The sequence below is a fragment of the Streptomyces malaysiensis subsp. samsunensis genome (assembly GCF_024519315.1).
GTDB lineage: Bacteria > Actinomycetota > Actinomycetes > Streptomycetales > Streptomycetaceae > Streptomyces > Streptomyces malaysiensis.
The window spans coordinates 153,171-173,785 of record NZ_JANIIC010000012.1; the positions used below are offsets into that span (position 1 = coordinate 153,171).

At 69.4% G+C, this 20,615-nt stretch carries 16 protein-coding genes and 4 pseudogenes; 13 read left to right on the forward strand and 7 right to left on the reverse strand.

Features of this window, described 5'->3' with window-relative positions; genetic code table 11:
- The first annotated feature begins 54 nt into the window (after window positions 1-54).
- Both NQU54_RS13465 and NQU54_RS13470 read left to right on the forward strand, forming a co-directional pair.
- Window positions 55-1,077 (forward strand): carbohydrate ABC transporter permease, encoded by a 1,023-nt coding sequence (locus tag NQU54_RS13465; RefSeq protein ID WP_257631264.1) that lies wholly within the window; start codon window positions 55-57, stop codon window positions 1,075-1,077.
- Complete coding sequence (locus NQU54_RS13470; protein ID WP_257631265.1) at window positions 1,074-1,946, forward strand: carbohydrate ABC transporter permease; 873 nt, start codon at window positions 1,074-1,076, stop codon at window positions 1,944-1,946. Before NQU54_RS13465 ends, NQU54_RS13470 begins: the two co-directional genes overlap by 4 nt.
- A 75-nt stretch (window positions 1,947-2,021) precedes the next feature.
- On the opposite strand, the gene NQU54_RS13475 is transcribed toward NQU54_RS13470, so the two are convergent.
- The 5 genes and pseudogenes from NQU54_RS13475 to NQU54_RS13495 all read right to left on the reverse strand — a co-directional run bounded on the left by NQU54_RS13475 (window position 2,022) and on the right by NQU54_RS13495 (window position 6,399).
- Window positions 2,022-3,155, reverse strand: coding sequence for a GDSL-type esterase/lipase family protein (locus NQU54_RS13475; protein ID WP_257631266.1), 1,134 nt, complete (start codon window positions 3,153-3,155; stop codon window positions 2,022-2,024).
- 90 nt (window positions 3,156-3,245) lie between these two features.
- The gene (locus NQU54_RS13480) at window positions 3,246-4,316 is read right to left on the reverse strand and encodes a glycoside hydrolase family 43 protein (protein WP_257631267.1); all 1,071 of its coding nucleotides are present in this window, start codon (window positions 4,314-4,316) and stop codon (window positions 3,246-3,248) included.
- A 505-nt stretch (window positions 4,317-4,821) separates the two neighbouring features.
- Window positions 4,822-5,073: pseudogene (locus NQU54_RS13485) on the reverse strand (amidase family protein); the annotation flags it as partial.
- Window positions 5,074-5,078: 5 nt separating this feature from the next.
- Window positions 5,079-5,252 (reverse strand): annotated as a pseudogene (locus tag NQU54_RS13490) (ATP-binding cassette domain-containing protein); the annotation flags it as partial.
- A 31-nt stretch (window positions 5,253-5,283) separates the two neighbouring features.
- Entirely contained in the window at window positions 5,284-6,399 is a 1,116-nt protein-coding gene (locus NQU54_RS13495) for a sugar ABC transporter substrate-binding protein (RefSeq protein WP_257631268.1), read from the reverse strand.
- 427 nt (window positions 6,400-6,826) lie between these two features.
- Between NQU54_RS13495 and NQU54_RS13500 the strand changes: the two genes are divergently transcribed.
- Complete coding sequence (locus tag NQU54_RS13500; protein WP_257631269.1) at window positions 6,827-9,352, forward strand: SpoIIE family protein phosphatase; 2,526 nt, start codon at window positions 6,827-6,829, stop codon at window positions 9,350-9,352.
- 196 nt (window positions 9,353-9,548) lie between these two features.
- Here the strand turns inward: NQU54_RS13500 and NQU54_RS13505 are convergent, their stop codons facing one another.
- Entirely contained in the window at window positions 9,549-10,112 is a 564-nt protein-coding gene (locus NQU54_RS13505) for a TetR/AcrR family transcriptional regulator (RefSeq protein ID WP_257631270.1), read from the reverse strand.
- A 111-nt stretch (window positions 10,113-10,223) separates the two neighbouring features.
- Between NQU54_RS13505 and NQU54_RS13510 the strand changes: the two genes are divergently transcribed.
- The 10 genes and pseudogenes from NQU54_RS13510 (at window position 10,224) to NQU54_RS13555 (ending at window position 19,072) form a co-directional block, all read left to right on the forward strand.
- Entirely contained in the window at window positions 10,224-10,511 is a 288-nt protein-coding gene (locus NQU54_RS13510; RefSeq protein ID WP_257631271.1) for a hypothetical protein, read from the forward strand.
- A gap of 9 nt (window positions 10,512-10,520) precedes the next feature.
- Window positions 10,521-11,747: pseudogene (locus NQU54_RS13515) on the forward strand (acetoacetate--CoA ligase); the annotation flags it as partial.
- Window positions 11,748-11,966: 219 nt separating this feature from the next.
- Complete coding sequence (gene hsaA, locus NQU54_RS13520; protein ID WP_257631272.1) at window positions 11,967-13,136, forward strand: 3-hydroxy-9,10-secoandrosta-1,3,5(10)-triene-9,17-dione monooxygenase oxygenase subunit; 1,170 nt, start codon at window positions 11,967-11,969, stop codon at window positions 13,134-13,136.
- Between the two features lie 47 nt (window positions 13,137-13,183).
- On the forward strand, window positions 13,184-13,696 hold the full coding sequence (locus NQU54_RS13525) for a flavin reductase family protein (protein WP_069868049.1): 513 nt from the start codon (window positions 13,184-13,186) through the stop codon (window positions 13,694-13,696).
- A 3-nt stretch (window positions 13,697-13,699) separates the two neighbouring features.
- Window positions 13,700-14,686, forward strand: coding sequence for a fumarylacetoacetate hydrolase family protein (locus NQU54_RS13530; RefSeq protein ID WP_257631273.1), 987 nt, complete (start codon window positions 13,700-13,702; stop codon window positions 14,684-14,686).
- Between the two features lie 12 nt (window positions 14,687-14,698).
- Window positions 14,699-14,836, forward strand: a pseudogene (locus tag NQU54_RS13535) (VOC family protein); the annotation flags it as partial.
- A gap of 197 nt (window positions 14,837-15,033) precedes the next feature.
- Window positions 15,034-15,330, forward strand: a complete 297-nt coding sequence (locus NQU54_RS13540) for a hypothetical protein (protein ID WP_257631275.1) — start codon at window positions 15,034-15,036, stop codon at window positions 15,328-15,330.
- Window positions 15,255-16,343: a BUD32 family EKC/KEOPS complex subunit gene (locus tag NQU54_RS13545; RefSeq protein WP_257631276.1), complete on the forward strand. Its 1,089-nt coding sequence runs from the start codon at window positions 15,255-15,257 to the stop codon at window positions 16,341-16,343. The genes NQU54_RS13540 and NQU54_RS13545 overlap by 76 nt, the downstream gene beginning before the upstream one ends.
- Before the next feature lie 345 nt (window positions 16,344-16,688).
- A complete protein-coding gene (locus tag NQU54_RS13550; protein WP_257631277.1) occupies window positions 16,689-17,615 on the forward strand; it encodes an arginase family protein in 927 nt (308 codons plus the stop codon).
- Entirely contained in the window at window positions 17,612-19,072 is a 1,461-nt protein-coding gene (locus NQU54_RS13555; protein ID WP_257631278.1) for a sodium:solute symporter family transporter, read from the forward strand. Before NQU54_RS13550 ends, NQU54_RS13555 begins: the two co-directional genes overlap by 4 nt.
- Here the strand turns inward: NQU54_RS13555 and NQU54_RS13560 are convergent.
- A complete protein-coding gene (locus NQU54_RS13560) occupies window positions 19,042-20,550 on the reverse strand; it encodes a PucR family transcriptional regulator (RefSeq protein ID WP_257631279.1) in 1,509 nt (502 codons plus the stop codon). The genes NQU54_RS13555 and NQU54_RS13560 overlap by 31 nt on opposite strands.
- Between the last annotated feature and the right edge of the window lie 65 nt (window positions 20,551-20,615).

Here is a 20,615-nt window from a genome sequence, read left to right on the forward strand (position 1 = left end):
CGCGTCCGGCCCGTCGTCTCCTCCCGACTGATCGCACGGAAGACCGAGCCATTCATGACCACTTCCGCACCCGCCGCAGCTCCACCGCACGCAAAGCCCGCACCGAAAAGCCGAATCCGCCGCGCCCATCGCGGCGAAGGCCGCCTCGCCGCCCTCCTGCTCTCGCCCACACTTCTCGTCCTGGCCCTGGTCATCGGCTACCCGCTGGTGTCCGCCCTGCGCGGGTCCCTCTACCAGCGAGGAGAGGGACTGGACGCGAACGGCTTCGTCATCAGCGGCGAGCACTTCGTCGGCCTGCGCAACTACACCGACGCCTTCACCGGGGCCAACGGCTCCCGCTTCTGGAACGCCTTCGGCAACACCACGTTCTTCACGATCACCACCGTGGTTCTGGAAACCGTCATCGGCCTGGCCATGGCCCTGATCATGCATCACGCGCTGCGCGGCCGTGCCCTCCTGCGCGCCAGCATCCTGGTGCCCTGGGCGGTTCCCACCGCCGTATCCGGCCTGCTCTGGCGATGGGTCTTCGACGCCAACGGCATCGCCAACAACCTCCTGGGGCAGCAGATCCTGTGGTCCGCGGACGGCTGGCCGGCCAAGTGGGCCGTCGTCATCGCCGACACCTGGAAGACCGCCCCCTTCATCGGCCTGCTCACCCTCGCCGGCCTCCAGCTCATTCCCGCCGAACTCCACGAGGCCGCCCGGGTGGACGGCGCGAATGCCTGGATTCGGTTCCGAAAGATCACACTGCCTCTGATCAAGCCGGCCCTCCTCGTCGCCGTGCTGTTCCGCCTCCTCGATGTCCTGCGCATGTTCGACCTGCCCTACCTGCTGGTGGGAAACCAGAAGTACTCCGTGCAGACGCTGTCGGTGCTCGCCTTCAACGAAGCCAACAACCTGCACTACGGGCCTGCCGCGGCCTACGCCACGCTGCTGTTCCTGTACGTCGTCATCGTCGCGTACGCCTTCGTCAAGATTCTCGGCGCAGATCTCCTCGCCGGAGCGCGGACCAGGACTCCGGCACGTCGGCGCCGGTCGGCAACGCGCCCGCTCGCAGGAAGGGGAACTCCCGCATGACCACCCACGCCACGGACCGGCCCAGCAGGAGAGCGAGTGCCAAGGGCCCGGGTGCCGCGGCCGTCCTCCGCTACTTCGGCGTAGCCGTCATCGTCGTCTACTGTCTGGCACCGTTCTTCTGGATGGTGGTCTCCGCGTTCCGCCGGCCCTCCGACCAGTTCCAGCTCTCCGCCCTGCCCAGGCCCTGGTCCACCGCGAACTTCCGCGCGGTGTTCAAACCCGAGGTCGGATTCGGACGGGCTCTGCTCAACAGCCTCGTGGTGGCGGGCATCACCACGGTGGTCACGCTGGTGATCGGTACCGTTGCGGCCTACGCGCTGGCGCGGTTGGAGTTCCGCTTCAAGAACCTGGTCGCGGCCGTCATCATCGCGATATCCATGTTCCCGCCGATCTCCATCGTCGTGCCGCTGCTGAAGCTGTTCACCGACATCAAATGGATCAACACCTATCAGGCCATGATCGTGCCGAGCCTGTCGTTCGCCCTTCCGCTGGCCGTCTGGTACCTGACATCGTTCTTCCGCCAGCTCCCCGCCGAACTGGAACAAGCGGCGATGATCGACGGATGCACCCGGGGACAAGCCTTCCGCAAGGTCATCCTCCCGCTCGCGGCACCCGGTGTGTTCACGACCGCGATCATCACGTTCATCGCGGCCTGGAACGACTTCATCATCGCGCTTTCCATGGTCAACAAGAAGGACATGCAAACGGCCACCGTCGCCATCTCCCGCTTCACCGGGGCCTACGGCTTCGACCAGCCCTACGGAACTCAGATGGCGGCCGGTGTCGTGGTCACCGTCCCCCTTGTCCTCGCGGTTCTGGCGTTCCAGCGACGCATCGTCTCCGGCCTGACCGCGGGAGGACTCAAGTAGGGAGCGGAGCAAGCGGCCGCGGAGGTGTCCTCCCCGGCGGGCCGCCGATGGCGTCGGCGGCCCGCCGGGGAGGCGCTAGATCCAGGGAGTGGGTGCGCCGAGGGTGGCGAAGTCGATCGCATCGATCTCGGCGTAGCACGTGCCCTTGGCGAAGCGCAGGGTGTTGGCACCCTGCCGGAGGTGGACGTCGACGCCGGTCATCGACCACTCCTCCCAGCCGTAGGAGGGGTAGGCGACGGTGACGGCGGGGGCGTCGTCGACGGTGAGCAGATGGGTGCAGGTGGAGCCCATGCCGTTTCCGGCACGTACGTACATGCGGTAGACCCCGGTGTAGGGGGCGGTGATGACGTACTGGAGATAGCTGTCGGCGTTGTCGATATGGCCGGCCTTCACACCACCTGACGCGGTGGGGCTGGACAACAGGTCGGCGTCGTGCACGGACGCGTAGGCGGAGTTTTCCGCCTCCCAGCGGGTGACCGGCGAGGAGACCAGCGCGGAGTACCAGCGCGCGGCCATCTTGGAGTAGCCGCCGGCCGTCGGGTGCACCCCGTCGGCCAGATCGGCGGTGGTGAGCGCGGAGTGCATGGCCACGAAGTGCACATGCCGACCCTGCGCGGCAAGCGCGGAGACCACGCCGGGGACGGCCGCGTTGTACTGTGCCGCGCGGCTTTCGAGGACCGGGTCGGCGAGCGGGACCAGGTCGGAGACCAGCACGTCGGCGGTGGGGGCCGCGTCGGTGATGTGCGTGAGCAGCGTGGACAGCCGGGCCGGGGCGCCGGCCGGGTCGTGGTTCTGGACCATGTCGTTGGTGCCGATGTGCAGCAGGACCGTGCGCGGTGACGTGACGCGCACCCAGTCGGCGGCGTGTGCGTCGATCTCGTCGATCCGCCAGCCCGGATGGCCCTCGTGGTCGTGGTCGCCGAGACGCGCGGGGCCGTTGGACTGCGAGCCGACGAAGTCGTCGGCGTGACCGTCGGCGACCAGGTACTGCCACAGGTCCGAGCGGTAGCCGCCGGGCACGTTGAACCCGTCGGTGATCGAGTCGCCCAGCGGCATGATGCGCACGCCTCCGTCGGACTCACCGCCGGAGGGCGTGCCGAGGCGGACCTGCTGGTCGGCGCCGGCGGGCGCGGCGTACGCCTGTCCGGCGCCGAGGAGCAGCGTCGCGGCCAGCAGGCAGAGGGCGGCCAGCACGGCGCCCGGGGACATGTGGTGGCGACTTCGCAAAAGCGGTGGCACGGGACCTGGCATGGTCGCGTCCCTCCATGGGGGTCGGGGATGGGGCCGGGCCAGGCACGCCTACTCGAAGAACTTCAGGCTCCAACCGGTGTTGCTGGTGTCGCCGGGGACGTTGGCCCGGGTGTACGTGGTGTCGCCCCACCAGCAGAAGCTCCCGGTGAACCAGTAGCGGGCGGACCAGGAGTACGGGGTCCCCTTCGGGACCGCCGTGAACATCAGCGGGAACGTCGGGCCGGCCGGCGGGCTGGTGTTGATGTCACCGTTGAGCAGCACGAAGCTGTGGCTGCCGGACCCGTCGACGTACAGGGTGGGGTCCCACCCCTTCATCATCGTGGCCGCGTGCGACCCGAACAGGCAGCCGTTCGACTTGTACCAGTCCCATACGTACGTCGGGTCGCCGCCGGCCCGCAGCCGCAGGTCGGCCATGCAGTACTGGTCGCTCCAACTGCCGTTGGCCGAGTACACGATGTGCAGCTGGCCGTTGGGATCCTTGATCGCGTTCGGCGCCTCGTTGATGTACGGGTTGCCGACCACACGCTCCCAGCTCTCGCGCGGCTGCGAGATGATGTACCGCGCGCCGGCCGGCGTGGTCGGGCTGCTCATCCTGGCCAGGTAGAGGTTCTGCTCGACGTTGGTGTCGCCCGCCCAGCCGGACCAGACGAACCAGCGCTGGCCCTCGAAGGTGAACATGTTGCCGTCGATCGCCCACTTGTCGTCCGGGAGGGCCAGTTTCGTCTCGTTCCCGTACCCGCCGCTGGCGGTGGCGGAGCTGATCACGTACATCCGGTGGGCCGCGCCGGCGCCGGCGGTGAAGTAGATGTAGTACCGGCCGCCGTCCACGACGATCTCCGGTGCCCACACCTCGCCGCGACCGCTGGGGTTCGTCCATACCTTCCGGGCGGTGGCCGCGCCGAGCGCGCTCGGGGAGGACGCCTCCCGGACGGCGATGCCGCCGCCGGAGGTCTCCGCCGAGATGTACGTACCGCCGACCCGGATCACGCTCGGGTCGGCGTTGTGGATGGTGGTCTGGGATGCCTGGGCGGGCGCGGGGCTCAGCAGCGACAGCACGGCGGCCAGAGCACCGCACACGCTGACGGCGAGGAGGCTGTGGAGACGTCTCAGTCGCTTCATGATCGCGCTCCAAGGTCGTCCGTACGGAAGTCGGATCCACCGCTTCCGCACATCGGTCAACAGGGTGATTGCTCCATCGGGCCGCTGTTCGTAGCTATTTGAGCGCTCAAAATAGCCTGTCGTGTACAGAACCAATCGCATGGCGCTCTGTCAAGGGTTCGCGCAGTCATCGGCCCGGGCGCAGTCCGGGCCGAGCGTGCCCTTCACCGGCTCCGCTCGCCCGCCCCCGCGTGGCCGGACACCGACGAGCTGAAGGTGCGGGCGACCGCGCGGCACAAGCCTGCCGTCGGTGAAGGCATTGCTCTCCCGAAGCTGCGGCGAAGCGAAAAGCAGCTCTCTGTAATCAGAGTGACGCTCTGTCAGGGAGAGTGAGGCGGGGCCCGGGGACTTCGCCGGCCTTCAGGACGGCGAAGTCGGCGTGGGCCTGCTCGACGGCTTCGGGGTACGCCTCGCGCTTGGCGACGTCATCCGCACCTCATCCTCGACGGACACCCGGTAGTACGCCCTACCTCGGTTCCTGGAAGCCGCCGATCTTCTGCTCGAGCAGTTCGGCCAGCCGCAACGGGGTGCGGTCCTCGAACATCGGACCGATGAGCTGCACTCCCATCGGCAGGCCATCGGAGGTCCGGCCCGCTGGTATGGCGGTGGCGGGCAGGCCGGGCATGGTGGCCAGACCAGCCCAGACGAGCTGGTCGAAGTACGGGTACTCGACGCCGTCGATGTCGATCCGGCGTTCCAGCGGATTGGGGTTGTGGTCGCGTCGTCCGCGTCGTACACACCGGCCAGGATCTTCACCAGGGTGCTCTTGCCACTGCCGTTGTGGCCCAGCAGGGCCACGACCTCGCCGGAGGAGACGGTCAACGACACGTCCCGGAGGGCCCTGACACCAGGGAACGTCTTGCTGAGTCCCCTGACCCGCAGCAGAGGTCTGCTCATGGATGCCTCTTCCTCATGTGGGAGCGAGCCGTCACGACGCCGCGGACCAGAGTGCCGCGAAGCGCTTGGCGTAGTCCGGGTAGGCCACCCAGCTGTGGCTGACGTCGCCCGTCAACTCCTTGCGGGTGAGGAACTGCTGAGGGATGACATCGGCGACAGCGCCGGGAGCGGGCTTCTGACCGGTCGACAGGCGTGCCAGGGAGTCCATGAGCGTCCAGGCGATCACCGGAAGGTCGCTGCCCAGACCCGCGGAGAAGTCACCGTCCTTGATGTACTGGAGCGACAGCGGGTCCGGAGAGTTGGCGATCACCTCGACGGACAGGCCGGCCGTCTTGAGCGCGGCCGGGAGACCGGCCGCCTGCTCTCCCACCGCGAAGACGGCCGTCTCGGTGTCGGGGTTGGCCTGGAGGTCGTCCACCACGACGCTGGGTGCCGTGGTCCCGAACGCAGCGGCCGGGATCTTGGCTGTGCGCACCTTGCAGCGCGGACAGAGTGTGGCGATCTCGGACACGAACCGCTTCTGCAAGAGGTTGGAGAACGCGAGTTCGGGGGTGTTGTAGAAGACGACGTTCGTGTCGTTTCCGTGCTGTGTGATCACATAGTCGGCGAGGAGTTCGGCGCTTCGATTGATCGCGTCTGTATCGAACGCGGCAACCGGGATCTTCGATCTGTCCGTCCCGGTGATTCCCGCGGTCACGACGGGGATGTGTGCGGCATTGAGCTTGTCGAGGCTCGCCTGCCACAGCAGCATGGGGATGGCCGGCACAAAGACACCGTCATACTTGTCCTGCACAATGGTGTCGAACGCGCCGGCCACACTGTCCGCGGCCATGGTGGCCTTGATGCGGGTCAGCTTCACCCCCAGGGCCTTTGCCGCCGGCTTGGCGAGCGTGTAGAAGAGTCCGCAAATCGTCGTGCCGCAGTCCACCAAGGCGATGCGCTTGCCGGTCGGCTTCCGAACCAGAGGAGTGTCGATCGGAAAGGGGCTGGGATGCCCCACGTAGCCCGCGATCGCCGCCTTGGCCCGTTTGATATCAGCCGTCGGGCCGGCGGCACCGCCGCCGCTCTGGGAGCTGCTGGCCGCGCCGCCGCATGCGGAAAGCGTGAGGCATATCGCGGCAGCCATGGCGGCGATCTTCGCGCCCAAGGTTGGTGCCTTCATATCGGTCCTCTTGGGTTGGGTGGTATCAGCCACGAAAATGGGAGGCAGTTGCCGGCCGCGGAGCGGGATTGCGTACGTTCTCCGCATGGCCCTGTGGGTGACGCAAGAATGGCGGACGGTCTCGTATCGGAATAGACCGAATATGTTGATGTCACTCATCACTGCTACTGATGCCTGAGCGAAGGTGAGAGTGGAGAAGCGGGTGAGGCTGCCCGTCGTCGTGCTTCTGGTTCGGCGAGCCTTTGGCGCCCTGGTCCGGGCCGCGCCGTACCCCCCGGTGATCCACGCCCCGCTGGCGCCGATGGACCGCCTCCCCCGGGGCTGACGGCCGTCTGACCGGCCCAACGCGCCACGAAGCCTCATATAGTAAGAACTGGAATCAAACGGCTTTCCTGGAACAGCAGGGGCATCCATGGACGAGGCCACCTGCGCGCGGCTGCGCACCATGATCAAGGCGGGCGAGGAGCTGGCCGACTCCGAGCTGGCCGCCTTCACGCTCGACGCCGCCGTGACGGAGTCCGGCGGGCTGGGCGGCATGGTGCATCTGCGCGTCCCCGGCACCCGGCGGCTGGTGCTGGTCGCGGCGCACGGGCTGGCGCGTACGGTGGCCCGAGCCCGGGACTGGGCCGAGCTCACGGAGGGCGGCCCCAGCGCCCCGGCCCGGGCCACGGCACTGCGCGTGATGCGCTGGGCGCCCGGGAGCGGCCGGGGCGGTACGGTCCCGGCGCTGCCCGGCGCCGGCGGGCTGCTGGCCGTCCCGCTGCTCCCGGCCGCGGACGGCAGCGGCGGCGCGGCGCTGGGCGCGCTGTCCGTGCTGGCCGCCCAGAAGCCCCCGCCGCGGCGGCGCGCGGCCGTCGAGGAGCTGGCCGCCTGGGCGGGCCCGCGGCTGCGGCCCCCCGACCGGGCACTGGCCGACCAGGCAGCAGCCGAGGGCCCGGCGGGCCCCGTCGCGGCCGACGCCCCGGTGGCCCGCATCCTGCGGCAGATGACCGACGCACTGTTCACCGTCGACCGCGACTGGCGGCTCACCTTCGTCAGCCGCGGCGCCGAGCGGCTGCTCGGCGGCTTCCGCACCCCGCTCGGCCGCGTCCTGTGGGACGTACTGGCCGACCTGGGGATCGACTCCGCCGAACCGGATCTCCGGACGCGCTACCTGCGGGCCGTCGCCGACGCCGCCCCGGCCGGCTTCGACGTCCACTGGCCCACCGACCGGCGCTGGTACCGGATGCGGCTGGTCCCGGTGGTCGACGGGCTCACCGTGTACGCCGCCGACATCACCGAGCGTCGGCTGCGCGAGGCCGGGCAGGCCGCCGCCGAACGCGCCGCGGTCCAGCGCACCGCCCGGGTCACCGAGCTGACCACCGCCCTCGCCGAGGCCCTGACCATGCGCGATGTGGTGGACGCGATCGCCCAGCGGGTGCTGCCACCATTCGGCGCCTCCGGGTTCGTGGTCCAGCTGATCGAGGGGAACATCATCCGGATCGCCGGGTCGGTCGGCTATGGGCGGGACTTCCTCGACACCTTCGACGGCTCCTCCGTCGAAGACGTCTCCCCGGTCTCCGAGGTGTACCACAGCCGTCGGCCGGTCTTCATCGACTCACCCGAGGAGTACATCGCGCGCTATCCATCGATGGGCTGGCGCCCGTCCGCGGCCGCCAAGTCCGCCTGGGCCTTCCTCCCGCTGATGGTCTCCGGCCGCGCCATCGGCTGCCAGGTCATCTCCTTCGCCGAGCCGCGCCACCTCAACGGCGAGGAGCGGGCGCTGCTCACCGCGCTCAGCGGGCTGACGGCCCAGGCCATCGAACGGGCCCGGCTGTACGACACCGAGCACACCCGGGCCAAGGAGCTCCAGCGCGGACTGCTGCCGCGCGGCCTGCCCGCGCTGCGCTCGGTCACTGCCGCCGCCCGCTATCTGCCCGCGAGCGAGGGCATCGACGTGGGCGGCGACTGGTACGACGTGATCCCGCTGTCCGGCGCCCGGGTGGCGCTGGTCGTCGGCGATGTGATGGGGCACGGGCTGGCCGAGGCGGCCACCATGGGGCGGCTGCGGACCGCCGTGCACACCCTCGCCGACCTCGACGTCCCGCCCGCCGAACTGCTCACCCGGCTGAACGACCTGGTCAGCGATCTCGGCGACGACTTCTACGCGACCTGTCTGTACGCGGTGTACGACCCGGTCGCGGGGCGCTGCGTCTTCGCCCGCGCCGGACATCCGCCGCCCGCGGTGGTACGCCCCGGGGAGCCCGTCCGGTTCCCCGGCCTCACCCCCGACCCACCGCTGGGCGCGGCGCTGCCGCCGTTCGAGACGGTCGAGGTCGAGCTGCCCGCGGGCAGTCTGCTGGTGCTCTACACCGACGGGCTGGTCGAGTCCGTCAACCAGGACATCCACCGCGGGATGCGGCATCTGGCGAGCGCGCTGTCCGTCGCGTCGAGCCGCCTGGGGGCCGCGCCCGGCCCGGCCGGGCTGGAGCGGATGTGCGACGAGGTGCTGGCCGAGCTGCTGCCGGAGAAGCAGCGGACGGCGGACGACGCCGCGCTGCTGATCGCCCGGCCCCACGCCCTCGCACCCGGTGATGTCGCGGTGTGGTGCCTGCCGGACGGGCCGATCGCGGCGGGCGAGGGCCGGGAACACGTCCGCGAGCAGTTGGACCGCTGGGACCTCGAACCGCTGGTCATCACCGCCGAACTGCTGGTCAGCGAGTTGGTGGGCAATGCCATCCGGCACGGCAAGGGCCCGTTCCGGCTGCGGCTGCTGCGCGGTGACGGGCTGATCTGCGAGGTGTCCGACACCAGCCCCACCACGCCCCGGATCCGCCATGCCTCCGAGACCGACGAGGGCGGGCGGGGGCTACAGCTGATAGCCGCCCTCTCCCAGCGCTGGGGCACCCGCTACACGGCCGAGGGCAAGTGCATCTGGACCGAACAGCCCCTGCCGTGAAGGCCCTGGCTTGATCTTTGACGTCCGGCGTCGAATGGTACGTCGAGCTTGATCACCGGTTCCGTAACCGCCGTACACCGAAGCGGCCCTTATCTGAACATGTGCTCCGGCCAAGGGACATACACGTCCGGCACGGAGGCTGGCAGGACGGCCGCGAAGCGGGTCAGGGGCCGATGGAGCCGGATGGACCTTTCGGTCAAGAGGCGCCGGCGCCGCTCAGGAAGAGGCTCGATACCGCGGCGGCGGTCTCCTCGATCCCCCTGCGCCCGCTGGCCGTCGTCTCGAGTGCTCCCGTGATCAGGCCCGAGAACAGGTCCATGAGGACATCGGAAGGGAAGTTCTCCCGCACGGAGCCGGCCACGACGGCGCGGTCGAACAGCGCGCGGATCGGCTCGATCACCTTGGCATGGGCGTCGGGGTAGGCGCCGATGTACTTCGCGCTGTCTCCGCCCAACGCTTTGTACTTGCTTCCCGTGGCGATCATGCCACGTGCCAGGCGAGCGATCGCCTCTTCGAACGGGACCGCTTCGAGGTCGGCTTCCTCGATCCGTACCGCGAGCTCCTGAACGCTCGCCGCGGTCATGGCCCGGAGCAGCTTCTCGCGGTTGGGGAAGTAACGGTAGAGAGTCGCGCGTGCGATTCCGGCGGCGCGGGCGATCTCCTCCATGGTCGCGGCCTCGCCACGCTCGGCAAGCACTGTCGCCGCGCTGTCGATGATCGCGGCTTCGGTGAGGTCGCGTAGCACTTCGCCCTTGGTCATTTTCCCTGATCCTCAACGTCGGTCAGCCGAGATCGTATCTCAGATTGACATGAGTGTCGAGCAATGAGACATTGATGTCTCGTTACGGGACGCACATGGAAGGGCCTCTTTATGTTCGCTCGGGTTCAGAATTTTCACCAACCGGCCGAGAAACTTGACGAGCTCACGGCGTTCATGCGGAAGCAACTCCCGACCGCGCCTGACCTTTCGGGCTTCAAAGCCATCTACTTCCTCACCGACCGCGACAACGAGAGGGCCTTGTTGATCTCCCTCTGGGAGACCGAGGAAGGCGCGCGCCACCCGGAGGGGCACGCCGCGGTGCGTGAGCGCACCGCGGCGGAAACCGGCGTCGAGTCGCCACCGGCTGAGGTGTTCGAGGTGGCACTCCAGGCTTCCTGAAGCGGCCCTGCACACGTCGAGCCGGTCTTCGAGCAACTGCCGTTCGACCACCCTCTGTGGGTTCTGTACTCCTCGGGCACCACCGGCCCTCCCAAAGCCATCGTGCACAGCCACGGGGGCATCACCATCGAGCATCTCAAGCAGGCCGGCCTCCATCTCGACCTCGGCCCCGGCGAGCGGTTCTACTGGTACACCTCGACCGGCTGGATGATGTGGAACTATCTGCTGGCCGGTCTGCTGGTGGGCGCGAGCATCGTCACACATGACGGCAGTCCTCGATACCCGGCCGCCGACGCGCAGTGGCGCGTCGCCGCTGACACCGGTGCCACGGTGTCCGGCACCTCCGCCGCCTACGTCATGGCCTGCCGCAAGGCCGGCGTCCACCCCGGTCGCGACCTCGACCTCGCCGGTCTGCGCACCGTCGGCACCACAGGGTCTCCCCTGCCACCGGACGGCTTCCGATGGATCTACGACGAGATCGGTTCGGACGTCTGGCTCGTCTCCATGAGCGGCGGCACCGACGTCTGCGGCTCGTTCGTCGGCGGTGTGCCTACGCTCCCGGTCCACCTCGGTGAGATCCAGGCACCGAACCTGGGCGTCGCCGTCGAGTCCTGGAGCCCGGACGGCAAGCCGGTCGTGGACGAGGTCGGCGAACTGGTCGTCACCAAGCCGACGCCGTCCATGCCGCTGTACTTCTGGAACGACCCGGACGGCCGCCGCTACCACGCCAGCTACTTCGACATGTTCCCCGGCGTCTGGCGGCACGGGGACTGGATCACCCACACCTGTCGCGGGTCGGTCGTCATCCACGGGCGTTCCGACTCCACCCTCAATCGGCAGGGTGTGCGGATGGGCTCCTCGGACATCTACGAAGTCGTGGAGCGCCTGCCGCAGATCGAGGAGTCGCTCGTCATCGGGCTGGAACAGCCGGACGGTGGCTACTGGATGCCGCTTTTCGTGGTCCTCGCACAGGGTGCGACCCTCGACGACGACCTGCGCGGGGCCGTGACAGCCGCGCTGCGCACCGAGCTGTCACCGCGTCATGTGCCGGACGAGATCATCGCCGTACCCGCGGTCCCGCACACCCTCACCGGCAAACGCATCGAGGTGCCCGTCAAGCGGATCCTGGCCGGAGCCCGCGTGGACCAGGCGGTCAACCCGGCGTCCCTGGACCGCCCCGAGGCGCTCCACTTCTTCGAGCAGTACCGCCGGACCCGCCGCCAGGGCCGGACCTGAGCGGCTGTCGTTCCCTGCTCCCCTGGGCCGCCGCCCGCTGACGCGACGTGGATGTACTCCCGTTCCCGGGCCGCCCCGTGCTTCCGCGCAGCGGAAGAGAGCCGGTTCCCGCTCAGCGGGAAAGTGGCAGTTCACAGCGGACTGGGAATCCATAGTGTCCTGACCGGAAGCTCGGAGGGACGAGCGGCTCATTACGACGATGTTTTCCGGAGAAGGCGCATGAGCGAACACGAAGTACTGGCGGCGGTCGGTCAACTGCTTCCCGCGATACGAGAGCGGGCGTCTGACGCTGAGGCAAGGTGCTCCGTACCGGAGGCCACGATCAAGGAGCTTGCCGAAGCCGGGGTCTTCAGGCTGTTGCAGCCCCGGCTCTACGGCGGTTACGGCGCCGATCCGGTGGTCTTCTACTCCTGTCTGCGGGAGCTCGGCCGCGCCTGCGGTTCCACGGGATGGGTCGCGGGCGTGCTGGGGACCACCACCTGGCAGATGGCCCTCTTCGACCCTCAGGCGCAGGAGGATGTCTGGGGTGCCGACCGCGATGCCCGGTTGTGCGTGTCGCTGGCCCCGATGGGCAAGGTGACTCGCCTGGCGGACGGGTACCGGCTGTCGGGGCGGTGGGGCTTCTCCTCCGGGAGCGACCACACGGACTGGGCGATGGTCGGTGCCATCGTGCGCAACGACGACGGCAGCCCGCTGGAGATGCGCACTTTCCTCGTACCGCGCCGCGACTACCGCATCGACAGGGTGTGGGACACGGTGGGGCTGCGGGGCACGGGAAGCAACGACATCATCGTCGAGGACGCCTTCATCCCCGCGTACCGGACGATCGCCGCGGACCAGGTCGCGTCCTGGACCCGGCCCGGCCACGCGGTGAACCAGGAGCCGGTATACCGCCTCCCACTGGGTTCGATCTTCACTTCGGCCATTGCGACGCCCATCGTGGGCATGGCCGAGGCCGGCTACGAGGCGTATCTGACCGCCATGCGCAAGCGCATCCGCGCCTCGGGTGGCGGCCCCGTCTCCGAGGATCCCTTCGCGCAGGTCCGTGCCGCCCGCGCGGCGAGCGACATCGACGCCGCCTGGTTGCAGTTGAGCCGCAACATCAGCGACCTCTACGAGTGCGTCAAGCGCGGGGAGCAGCCCCCGATGCGGCTGCGCACCCGCCTGCGCCGCGATCAGGTGCTGGCCACCGAACGGGCCGTGAAGGCCGTGGACCTGCTGATGGACAACGCGGGCGGAGGCGCCATGCGCGCCGGGGGCAATGTGCTTCAGCGGGCCTGGCGTGACGTGCACACGGGTCGGGGCCACATCACCAATGACCCGGAGAAGGCGCTGGTGCTCTTCGGCCGGGAAGCGTTCGGTCTGGACGTCCGTGACCCCATGCTCTGACTCCCCACCGCCAAGTGCCCGTGACCACACCCGTACAGGAGGAGACCATGAGCCATCAGATCGCGAACCGTGACGTCGGCCGCACCATTGACGAGCGTGAGTTCCGCACGACCATGAGCCGTTTCGCCTCCGGGCTCACCATCGTGGCCGGCCTGGACAAGAAGGGCGAGCCCGCGGGGCTCACGTGCCAGTCCTTTTCCTCCCTCTCGATCGAACCGCCGCTGATCCTGGTCTGCATCGGGCTGGGATCGGGAAGCTGGGCCCAGATCGAGCCCACCGGACGGTTCGGAGTCAGCATCCTCGCCGAGGAGCAGAAGGACATCTGCGCGGCACTGGGACGGCGGGCCGAGGACAAGTTCAGCTCCATCCCCTGGCGCGCCTCCCCCACCGGGGCCGTACACATCGACGGAGCGCTGGCCACGATCGACTGCCGGATCAGCGCCATCCACGAGGCCGGAGACCACATCGTGGTCATCGGCGAGGTGACCGACCTGTCCATGCGTGAGGACGGTACGCCGCTGCTGTTCTTCGGCGGCTCGTTCGGCAAAGGAGCGTTCTGAACCATGACCCGCAATGTGGCGTTCGCCGGTCCCTTCGCCCTTGGAACCTTCTCGCTCGCCGAAGCCGCGCCCTTCCCCGGACTGGTTGTCGGGGACCGCGCTCTCGACCTCAGCACGCTGAGGTCACCCGGCGGCGCACGCACCACGCGTGAGCTGCTGGAGAACTGGGACGAGGCGCTCACGGAGCTGCGGCGTCTCGCCGACGCGCCGCGGCGGGAGGACTGGCTGCCGCTGGAGGAGCTCCGTGTGCACCCGCCCGTGGAGCCCCACCAGATCCTCCAGGCCGGCGCCAACTACCGCAAGCACGTGATCGAGCTGACGCTGGCGCATCGGCTGGCGGACGACGACCGCCCCGAGGAGGTGGCCCGCGCCGAGGCCGCGGCCGGGGTCGACCGGCGCGCCGCCGAAGGCGAGCCGTACGTCTTCTCCGGGCTGCACTCCTCGCTGGCGGGCGCCTATGACGACCTGCGACTCCCCGATTGGTCGGAGCAGGTCGACTGGGAACTGGAACTGTGCGCGGTCATCACCAAGCCCGCCTACCGCGTCCGTCGCGAGGAGGCGCTCGCCCATGTGGGGGCCTATACGATCGCCAACGACGTCTCCGCGCGCGATGCCGTCTTCCGCGACGACCTCGGGCGGATCGGCGCCGACTGGCGACCCGGTAAGAACCTGCCCGGATTCACCCCGCTGGGCCCCTTTCTCGTCCCGGCGGAGCACATCGGGGCCCCGGAGGGCCTTCGCCTCACCCTGAAGCTCAACGGCGAGGTGAAACAGGACGACTGGGCCAAGGACATGATCTTCGATGTCGCCGCCCTCGTCTCCTACGCCTCGCAGACCACCCAGCTGCTTCCCGGGGACCTGTTGCTCACGGGCAGCCCCGCCGGCAACGGCATCCACCGGGGCCGGCTCCTGCGGGACGGCGACGTCATGGAGAGCACCATCACCGGACTCGGCACACAGATCACCCGTTGCGCCGCCGAGCAGCACTGAAGGGACGACACGATGACACAACGTCTGCTGACCCACCTGCGCCACGTCGACCTCGCTGTTCCCGACTACGAGGCCCAACTCGACTTCTACCGCGGCCTATGGGGTCTGGTGCCGGTCGCCCAGGACCCGGGCATCTCCTTCCTGGCGGCGCACGCCAGAGGTCATGGACATCCCCTCTCAGAGGCCGACGAGCGACCGGTGTCATGCCCCAGGCCCTAACTAAGCCTCTTTAATTAAGCTAGCTTCGGTACGACGCCGACGCCGTGGGACGCGTACGGCGGCCCCCGCTCGCCCATGATGGGCGAGCATGGAGCTTCCAGCGGCCGTGGGAGGACTTCTTCACCGTCGTGCAGTGGGACCAGCGCGGTGCGGGCAAGACATTCGGCGCGAACAACCACCGGCTCGACGAGCCGCTCACGCTCGACCGTATGCAGGCCGACGCCGAGGAACTGATCATCCACCTCCTCGATCGCTACGCAGGCGTTTTCCGGACCAAGAGGACGATCTTGTGGTCGGCGAGCCTCTTCCGTGCTGCCTGCCGGCGCTGGACCGTGGCAGCCTTCTCCATATGTCAGAAGACGCGCGCTTGGCCACCTACAGCACTGTCTCCACGTCTCTCGCCCTTCGAAGTGATCGCCAGCTGAGCGAGCTTGTGGACGCTGCCGTACCGCTTGGCTCCGGTATCGGCGGGAGGTCTGCGCTGCTGGAGGTTGAGGGCAAGCCGGTCTTCGTGAAGCGGGTGCCGCTCACGGATATGGAGCGGCTGCCGGAGCATGCACGATCCACGGCCAACCTGTTCGGAATACCCACTTTCTGCCAGTACGGAGTCGGTGGGGGGCCTGGTTTCGGGGCATGGCGGGAGCTCGCCGTTCACATCATGACGACGAACTGGGTGCTCGGAGGGCAGCACCAAGGGTTCCCGATGATGTACCACTGGCGCGTGCTGCCGGACACGGCCGCGCTGCCCGAGGAACTCGCGGATGTGGAGCGGGTCGTGGCCTATTGGGGAGGCAGGCCGGAGGTACGTCGTCGTATCGAGGCCCTTCAGCGTTCCTCTGCGAGCCTCGCGCTGTTCGTGGAATACATCCCGCAGACTCTCCACGAGTGGCTCACCGAGCAGGTGCAGGCTCATGAAGAGTCTGCCGACCTGGCCTGTTCCCTGGTGGAGGGTGGGCTGGAGGCCGGCACGTCCTTCTTGAACGCTCGCGGGCTTCTGCACTTCGACGCCCATTTTCACAACATCCTGACCGACGGCCGACGCCTTTACTTCGCCGACTACGGCCTCGCCCTCTCCGCCCAATTCGATCTCTCACCGTCCGAGACCAGCTTCTTCGAACTGCACCGGACCTACGATCTCTGCTACACGCGCAGCTGGCTGGTGAACTGGTTGATCACGAATCTGTACGGCTACGAGCGGAAAGAACGCGAGGCACTCATTCGTGCATGCGCGGAGGGGGAGGACCCGCCGGACGGACCGCGAGAGGCCAGGGCGATCCTCTCCCGCCACGCACCGCTCGCCGCAGTGATGACGGACTTTTACGTCACGATCCAGGACGAGGACAGGGAGACCCCGTACCCGTTGATGGCGCTCCGCCGGGCCCTCCATGCGGACAGGTCTCGTCGCGGCCCGGAGCATGATTCCGAGTCCGGGATGTGAAAAGGAGCGCGCTGCCGCCGTGCGCTCGGGGATGTTCCCGTCCGCGCAGACCGGGGAACGCCCCGTCAGGGGCGCCGTCTCCCCCATACGGCGCCCCTGACGGCCCCACGGGCACTGCGAGTCCCACACTGGCCGTAGTCTGACCGCCCGCCCGTGCACCCCAGACGGGCCTCGTGTCCATCGCCGGACGGGCCAGTGGATGACCCGTACGTTCGACATCCGGGCCGGGGGTACGGGCTGGACGGGTGCTGAACGATGGGCGGCCAACCGACGAACCGCGCTCGATGGCACTCGCGATGTGGCGAAGCAGCGCAGGCTGCATGCCACGGGCGCGCGAGGAGCCAGATGACCGCCCGCGCCCTGCCCCGGACCAGCCGCCGTTTCACGCTGCTCGGCGCCCCCTTCGACGGCGCCGCCACCCTCGGCTGGCCCGGCAGCCGCTATGCCCCGGACCGTATCCGTGCCGGGATGCGGTGGATCCTCCAGCGCCGCGAGGGAGGGCAGATCTACTGCCTCGACCACGCCGCGCTGCACCCCTTCCCCGATGACCTGCTCACCGACGGCGGCGATGTCCACACCGTCGCCCACGACCTGGAGGCCACCCTCGCCGGCGCCGCCGCCGGTGTGCGCGACACGCTCGCCGCCGGGCATACGCCCGTGCTGCTCGGTGGCGACGACAGCCTGCTCTACCCGGCGGCCCGCGGCCTCGCGGAGTCGACCGCGGGCACCGTCGCCGTGGTCCACCTCGACGCCCACCTCGATCTGCTCGACCGCAGCGAACAGCAAGGCGCCCACAGCCATTCGTCCGGCATGCGCAGGGCGAGCGAACTGCCGAACGTCGACCTCGCCGCCAGCGTGCAGCTCGCCTCCCGGCACTTCAACTTCCCCTCCTCGCTCTCCTTCCGCGAGCAGGCGGGCCTGCGCAACATCCCCGCCGCCGAGATCCACCGGCGCGGCACCGAGGCCATCGCAGAGGACGTGATCGCCCAGATCGCCGCCGCGGACCAGGTGCTGCTGGCCTTCGACATCGACTGCGTCGACCCCGCGCACGCCCCCGGCGCGGGTGCGCACGAGCCCGGCGGGCTGACCTCCTTCCAGGCGCTCGACCTGGTGCAGCGGCTGGCCCCGTACGTCGACGCCCTCGTCCTCACCGAGGTCAACCCGCTCACCGACCTGCACGACCGGACCGCCAACCTGGCCGCCTATCTCGTGGCACATTTCGTCGTCCACGGGGGGTCGCCCGACGCGGCTCCCGAAGGAGCGCTCTCATGATCGACAAGCTCATCATCCTGCTGTACCTGCTCCTGATGGTCGGGGCCGGTTACCTCGGCATGCGCCGGAGCCGGACCTCGGAGGACTTCACGGTGGCCGGCCGGCGACTCGGCCCGTTCATGTACACCTCGGCCATGAGCACCGTGGTGCTGGGCGCGGCGTCCACCGTCGGCGGCGTCAGCCTCGGATACCAGTACGGGATCTCCGGCATGGTGCTCGTGCTGTCCCTCGCGATCGGCATCGCCGCCATCGGTGTGCTCTTCGCGGGCAGGCTCTTCCGCAGCGGTGTCTACACGGTGCCGGACGCCATGAGCCGCCGCTTCGGCCGCCCATCGGGGGTTCTGAGCTCCGTCATCGTCGTCTTCTACACGCTCATGGTCGGCGTGGGCCAGATCATCGGCATCGGCACGGTACTGACCGTCGTCTTCGACATACCGCCCACGACGGCGGCGTTCATCGGCTGGGCCACGATCATGCTGTACAGCGTCGCGGGCGGGATGTGGTCGATCACCCTCACCGACGTGGTGCAGTTCATGGTCAAGACGCTCGGCGTCTTCGCCGTGCTGCTGCCGCTCGTCGTCCACAAGGCAGGTGGCTTCTCGGCGATGCGCGCCGAGCTGCCGGGAAGATTCTTCTCGCCGACCGGCATCGGCATGAGCACGATCGGCGCGTACTTCCTGCTGTTCTTCTTCGGCTTCATGATCGACCAGGGCAACTGGCAGCGGCTGCTGACCGCCCGCTCCGAGAAGGTCGCCCGCTGGGGCGCCATCGTCTCCGGCCTCTACTGCGCCCTGTACGGCCTGGCCGGCGCCCTCATCGGCACGGCGGGCCGGGTGGTGCTGCCCCACCTCGCCAACCCCGATGACGCCTACGCCCGCATCTCCTCGCTCGTCCTGCCGGTCGGGCTGTTCGGGCTGGTGATGGCGGCCGCCCTGGCCGCGTCCATGTCCACCGCCAGCGGCCTGCTGATCGGGGCGTCCACGGTGCTCACCAACGATGTGCTGCGGCCGCTGGGCGGGCGGCGGCTGAGCAGCGTGCGCGCCAACCGGATCACCCTGTTCGCCGTCGGCCTTGTCGCGCTGGCGGTGTCGTACGCCGTGGACAGCGTGGTGGGGGCCGTGACCGTGGCGGCGGATCTGCTGGCCGCGGCGCTGCTGGTGCCCGTCGTCGGGGCGATGTTCTGGCGACGTTCGACGGCGGTCGCGGCGATCGGCGGGGTGCTGGCCGGCTCCACGGTATGCGTCGCCTTCATGGCGATCTCGGGACTGTACGCGAACGAACCCGTCATGTACGGCATGGCGGCGGCCCTTGTCGTCTTCGTGACGCTGACCCTGGTCACCCGGCCCGACCCCGCTGTCGCGGGGCTGGCCTTCGAGGAACTGCCGGACTCCGCCGGAGTCCGCGACGCGGTCGGCGTCCCTGCCGCTCAGGCCGTGCCGTCCGCCCCGAGCGCGTGAGCTTGCAGGGCCAGGGCCAGTTCGAGGCGTACGTACGCGGAGTCCAGGTCACGGTCCAGCACCCGGCCCACCACGCCGAGGCGGTGGTGCAGGGTGTGCCGGTGGATGCCGAGTTCCGCGGCGGCCCGGGCCAGTGATCCGTTGTTGTCGAGGAAGGCGCGGACCGTGGCGATCAGCGGGACGCCACGGTCCTCCTCGGCACGGCGCAGCGGATCGATGACCCGGGCCACCAGGATGTCGGGAACCGACCGCTCAGCGGAGGCCAGCAACAGTTCGATCGCGCCCAGTTCGCGGATGGAGGTGACGGCGCGGCCCTCCCGCAGGCCGATCGCGAGCGCCTGCCGGGCCTGCCGCAGCCCCTGCACCAGGCTGCCGGTCGACACCGCCTCGCTCACCCCCGCGGGTCCGGGGCAGACCCGGTCGAGCGGCCCCGCGGGATCCCGGAGCGCCGCGAGCACCTCGGCCGGCCGCGAGGTCAGCAGCACCGTTTCCCCGCGATCCGTCGACGTGGCCAGCACCGGGGGCGCGTAGTCGGTGAGGACGTCGTACGTGCCCGCGGCGAGCGGTGTCCGGAGCACCATCACCGTGATGTCCTGCGGATCGAGCCCCCATGAGGTGAGCAGCCGCGTGGCCGTCACGGGGTCGGCGCCCTCCTCAAGCGTCTCGCGCACCGCCTCGGCGGCGGCCCGGTGGCCCTCGGCCCGAGTCCGGCGCCGCTGCTCCACGTCGTAGGTGACCAGCGAGGCCGCGGCCGCCACGACCGTGTAGTCCGGGCGGGCGAAGGGCTCCTCACGCCACACGAGGAGGCGCCCCCGTGCGGCCCCCGGTCCCAGCGTGTGGCCGACGAGATGGCCGTGGGAGTCCACGACGGAGAGCGACTGGCCGGAGACCGCGGCGGCGGACGCGGCGCGGGCGGCATCCGCCACCGCGGTCTCCGGCGCCACCGCCAGCACCTCGCCCGCCGGGTCCACGACCGCCGCCCAGCCCCCGTACTCCCGCGCCAGCTCCCGCGTGGTGCCCCGCATCGCGCCCAGCTCCAGCGCCGCGGTGGTGAGCCGCGGATAGAGGTGCAGTGCGCGGTGCAGAGCGGAGCGTTCCTCACTTGCGATCCGGCTGGCCACGGCCTGGGCGAGCGCCACGAACGGGGTCGTGTACGGCACCACGAGCACCGGCAGACCGGTCTCCGCGCCGACCCGCACGACCTCCGGCGGCACGTCGTCATAGACGAGGTCGACGGCGATCCCGATGCCCGCCGCTCCCGTCGCGGCGAGTCGGCGGGCCGTGGCGGCCACGGACTCGGGCCCCGCGCGCCCTATGCCGGTGGTGAGCACCAGAGAACCGGCCTCCAGCCATGGCGTGGGATCGCACACCTCACTCGCGTGCACCCAACTGATCGGCCGGTCGAGCCCGCTCGCGCCGGCGGCCACGGTCAGCCCGAATTCACGGCGCGCGACGAGTTCCCGGACGCTGAGGGGCATGGGCGCGGCTCCTTCCGACAAGAACAGGCACCCATTACGCCATGTCCTGCCCGGCCGTCACACCT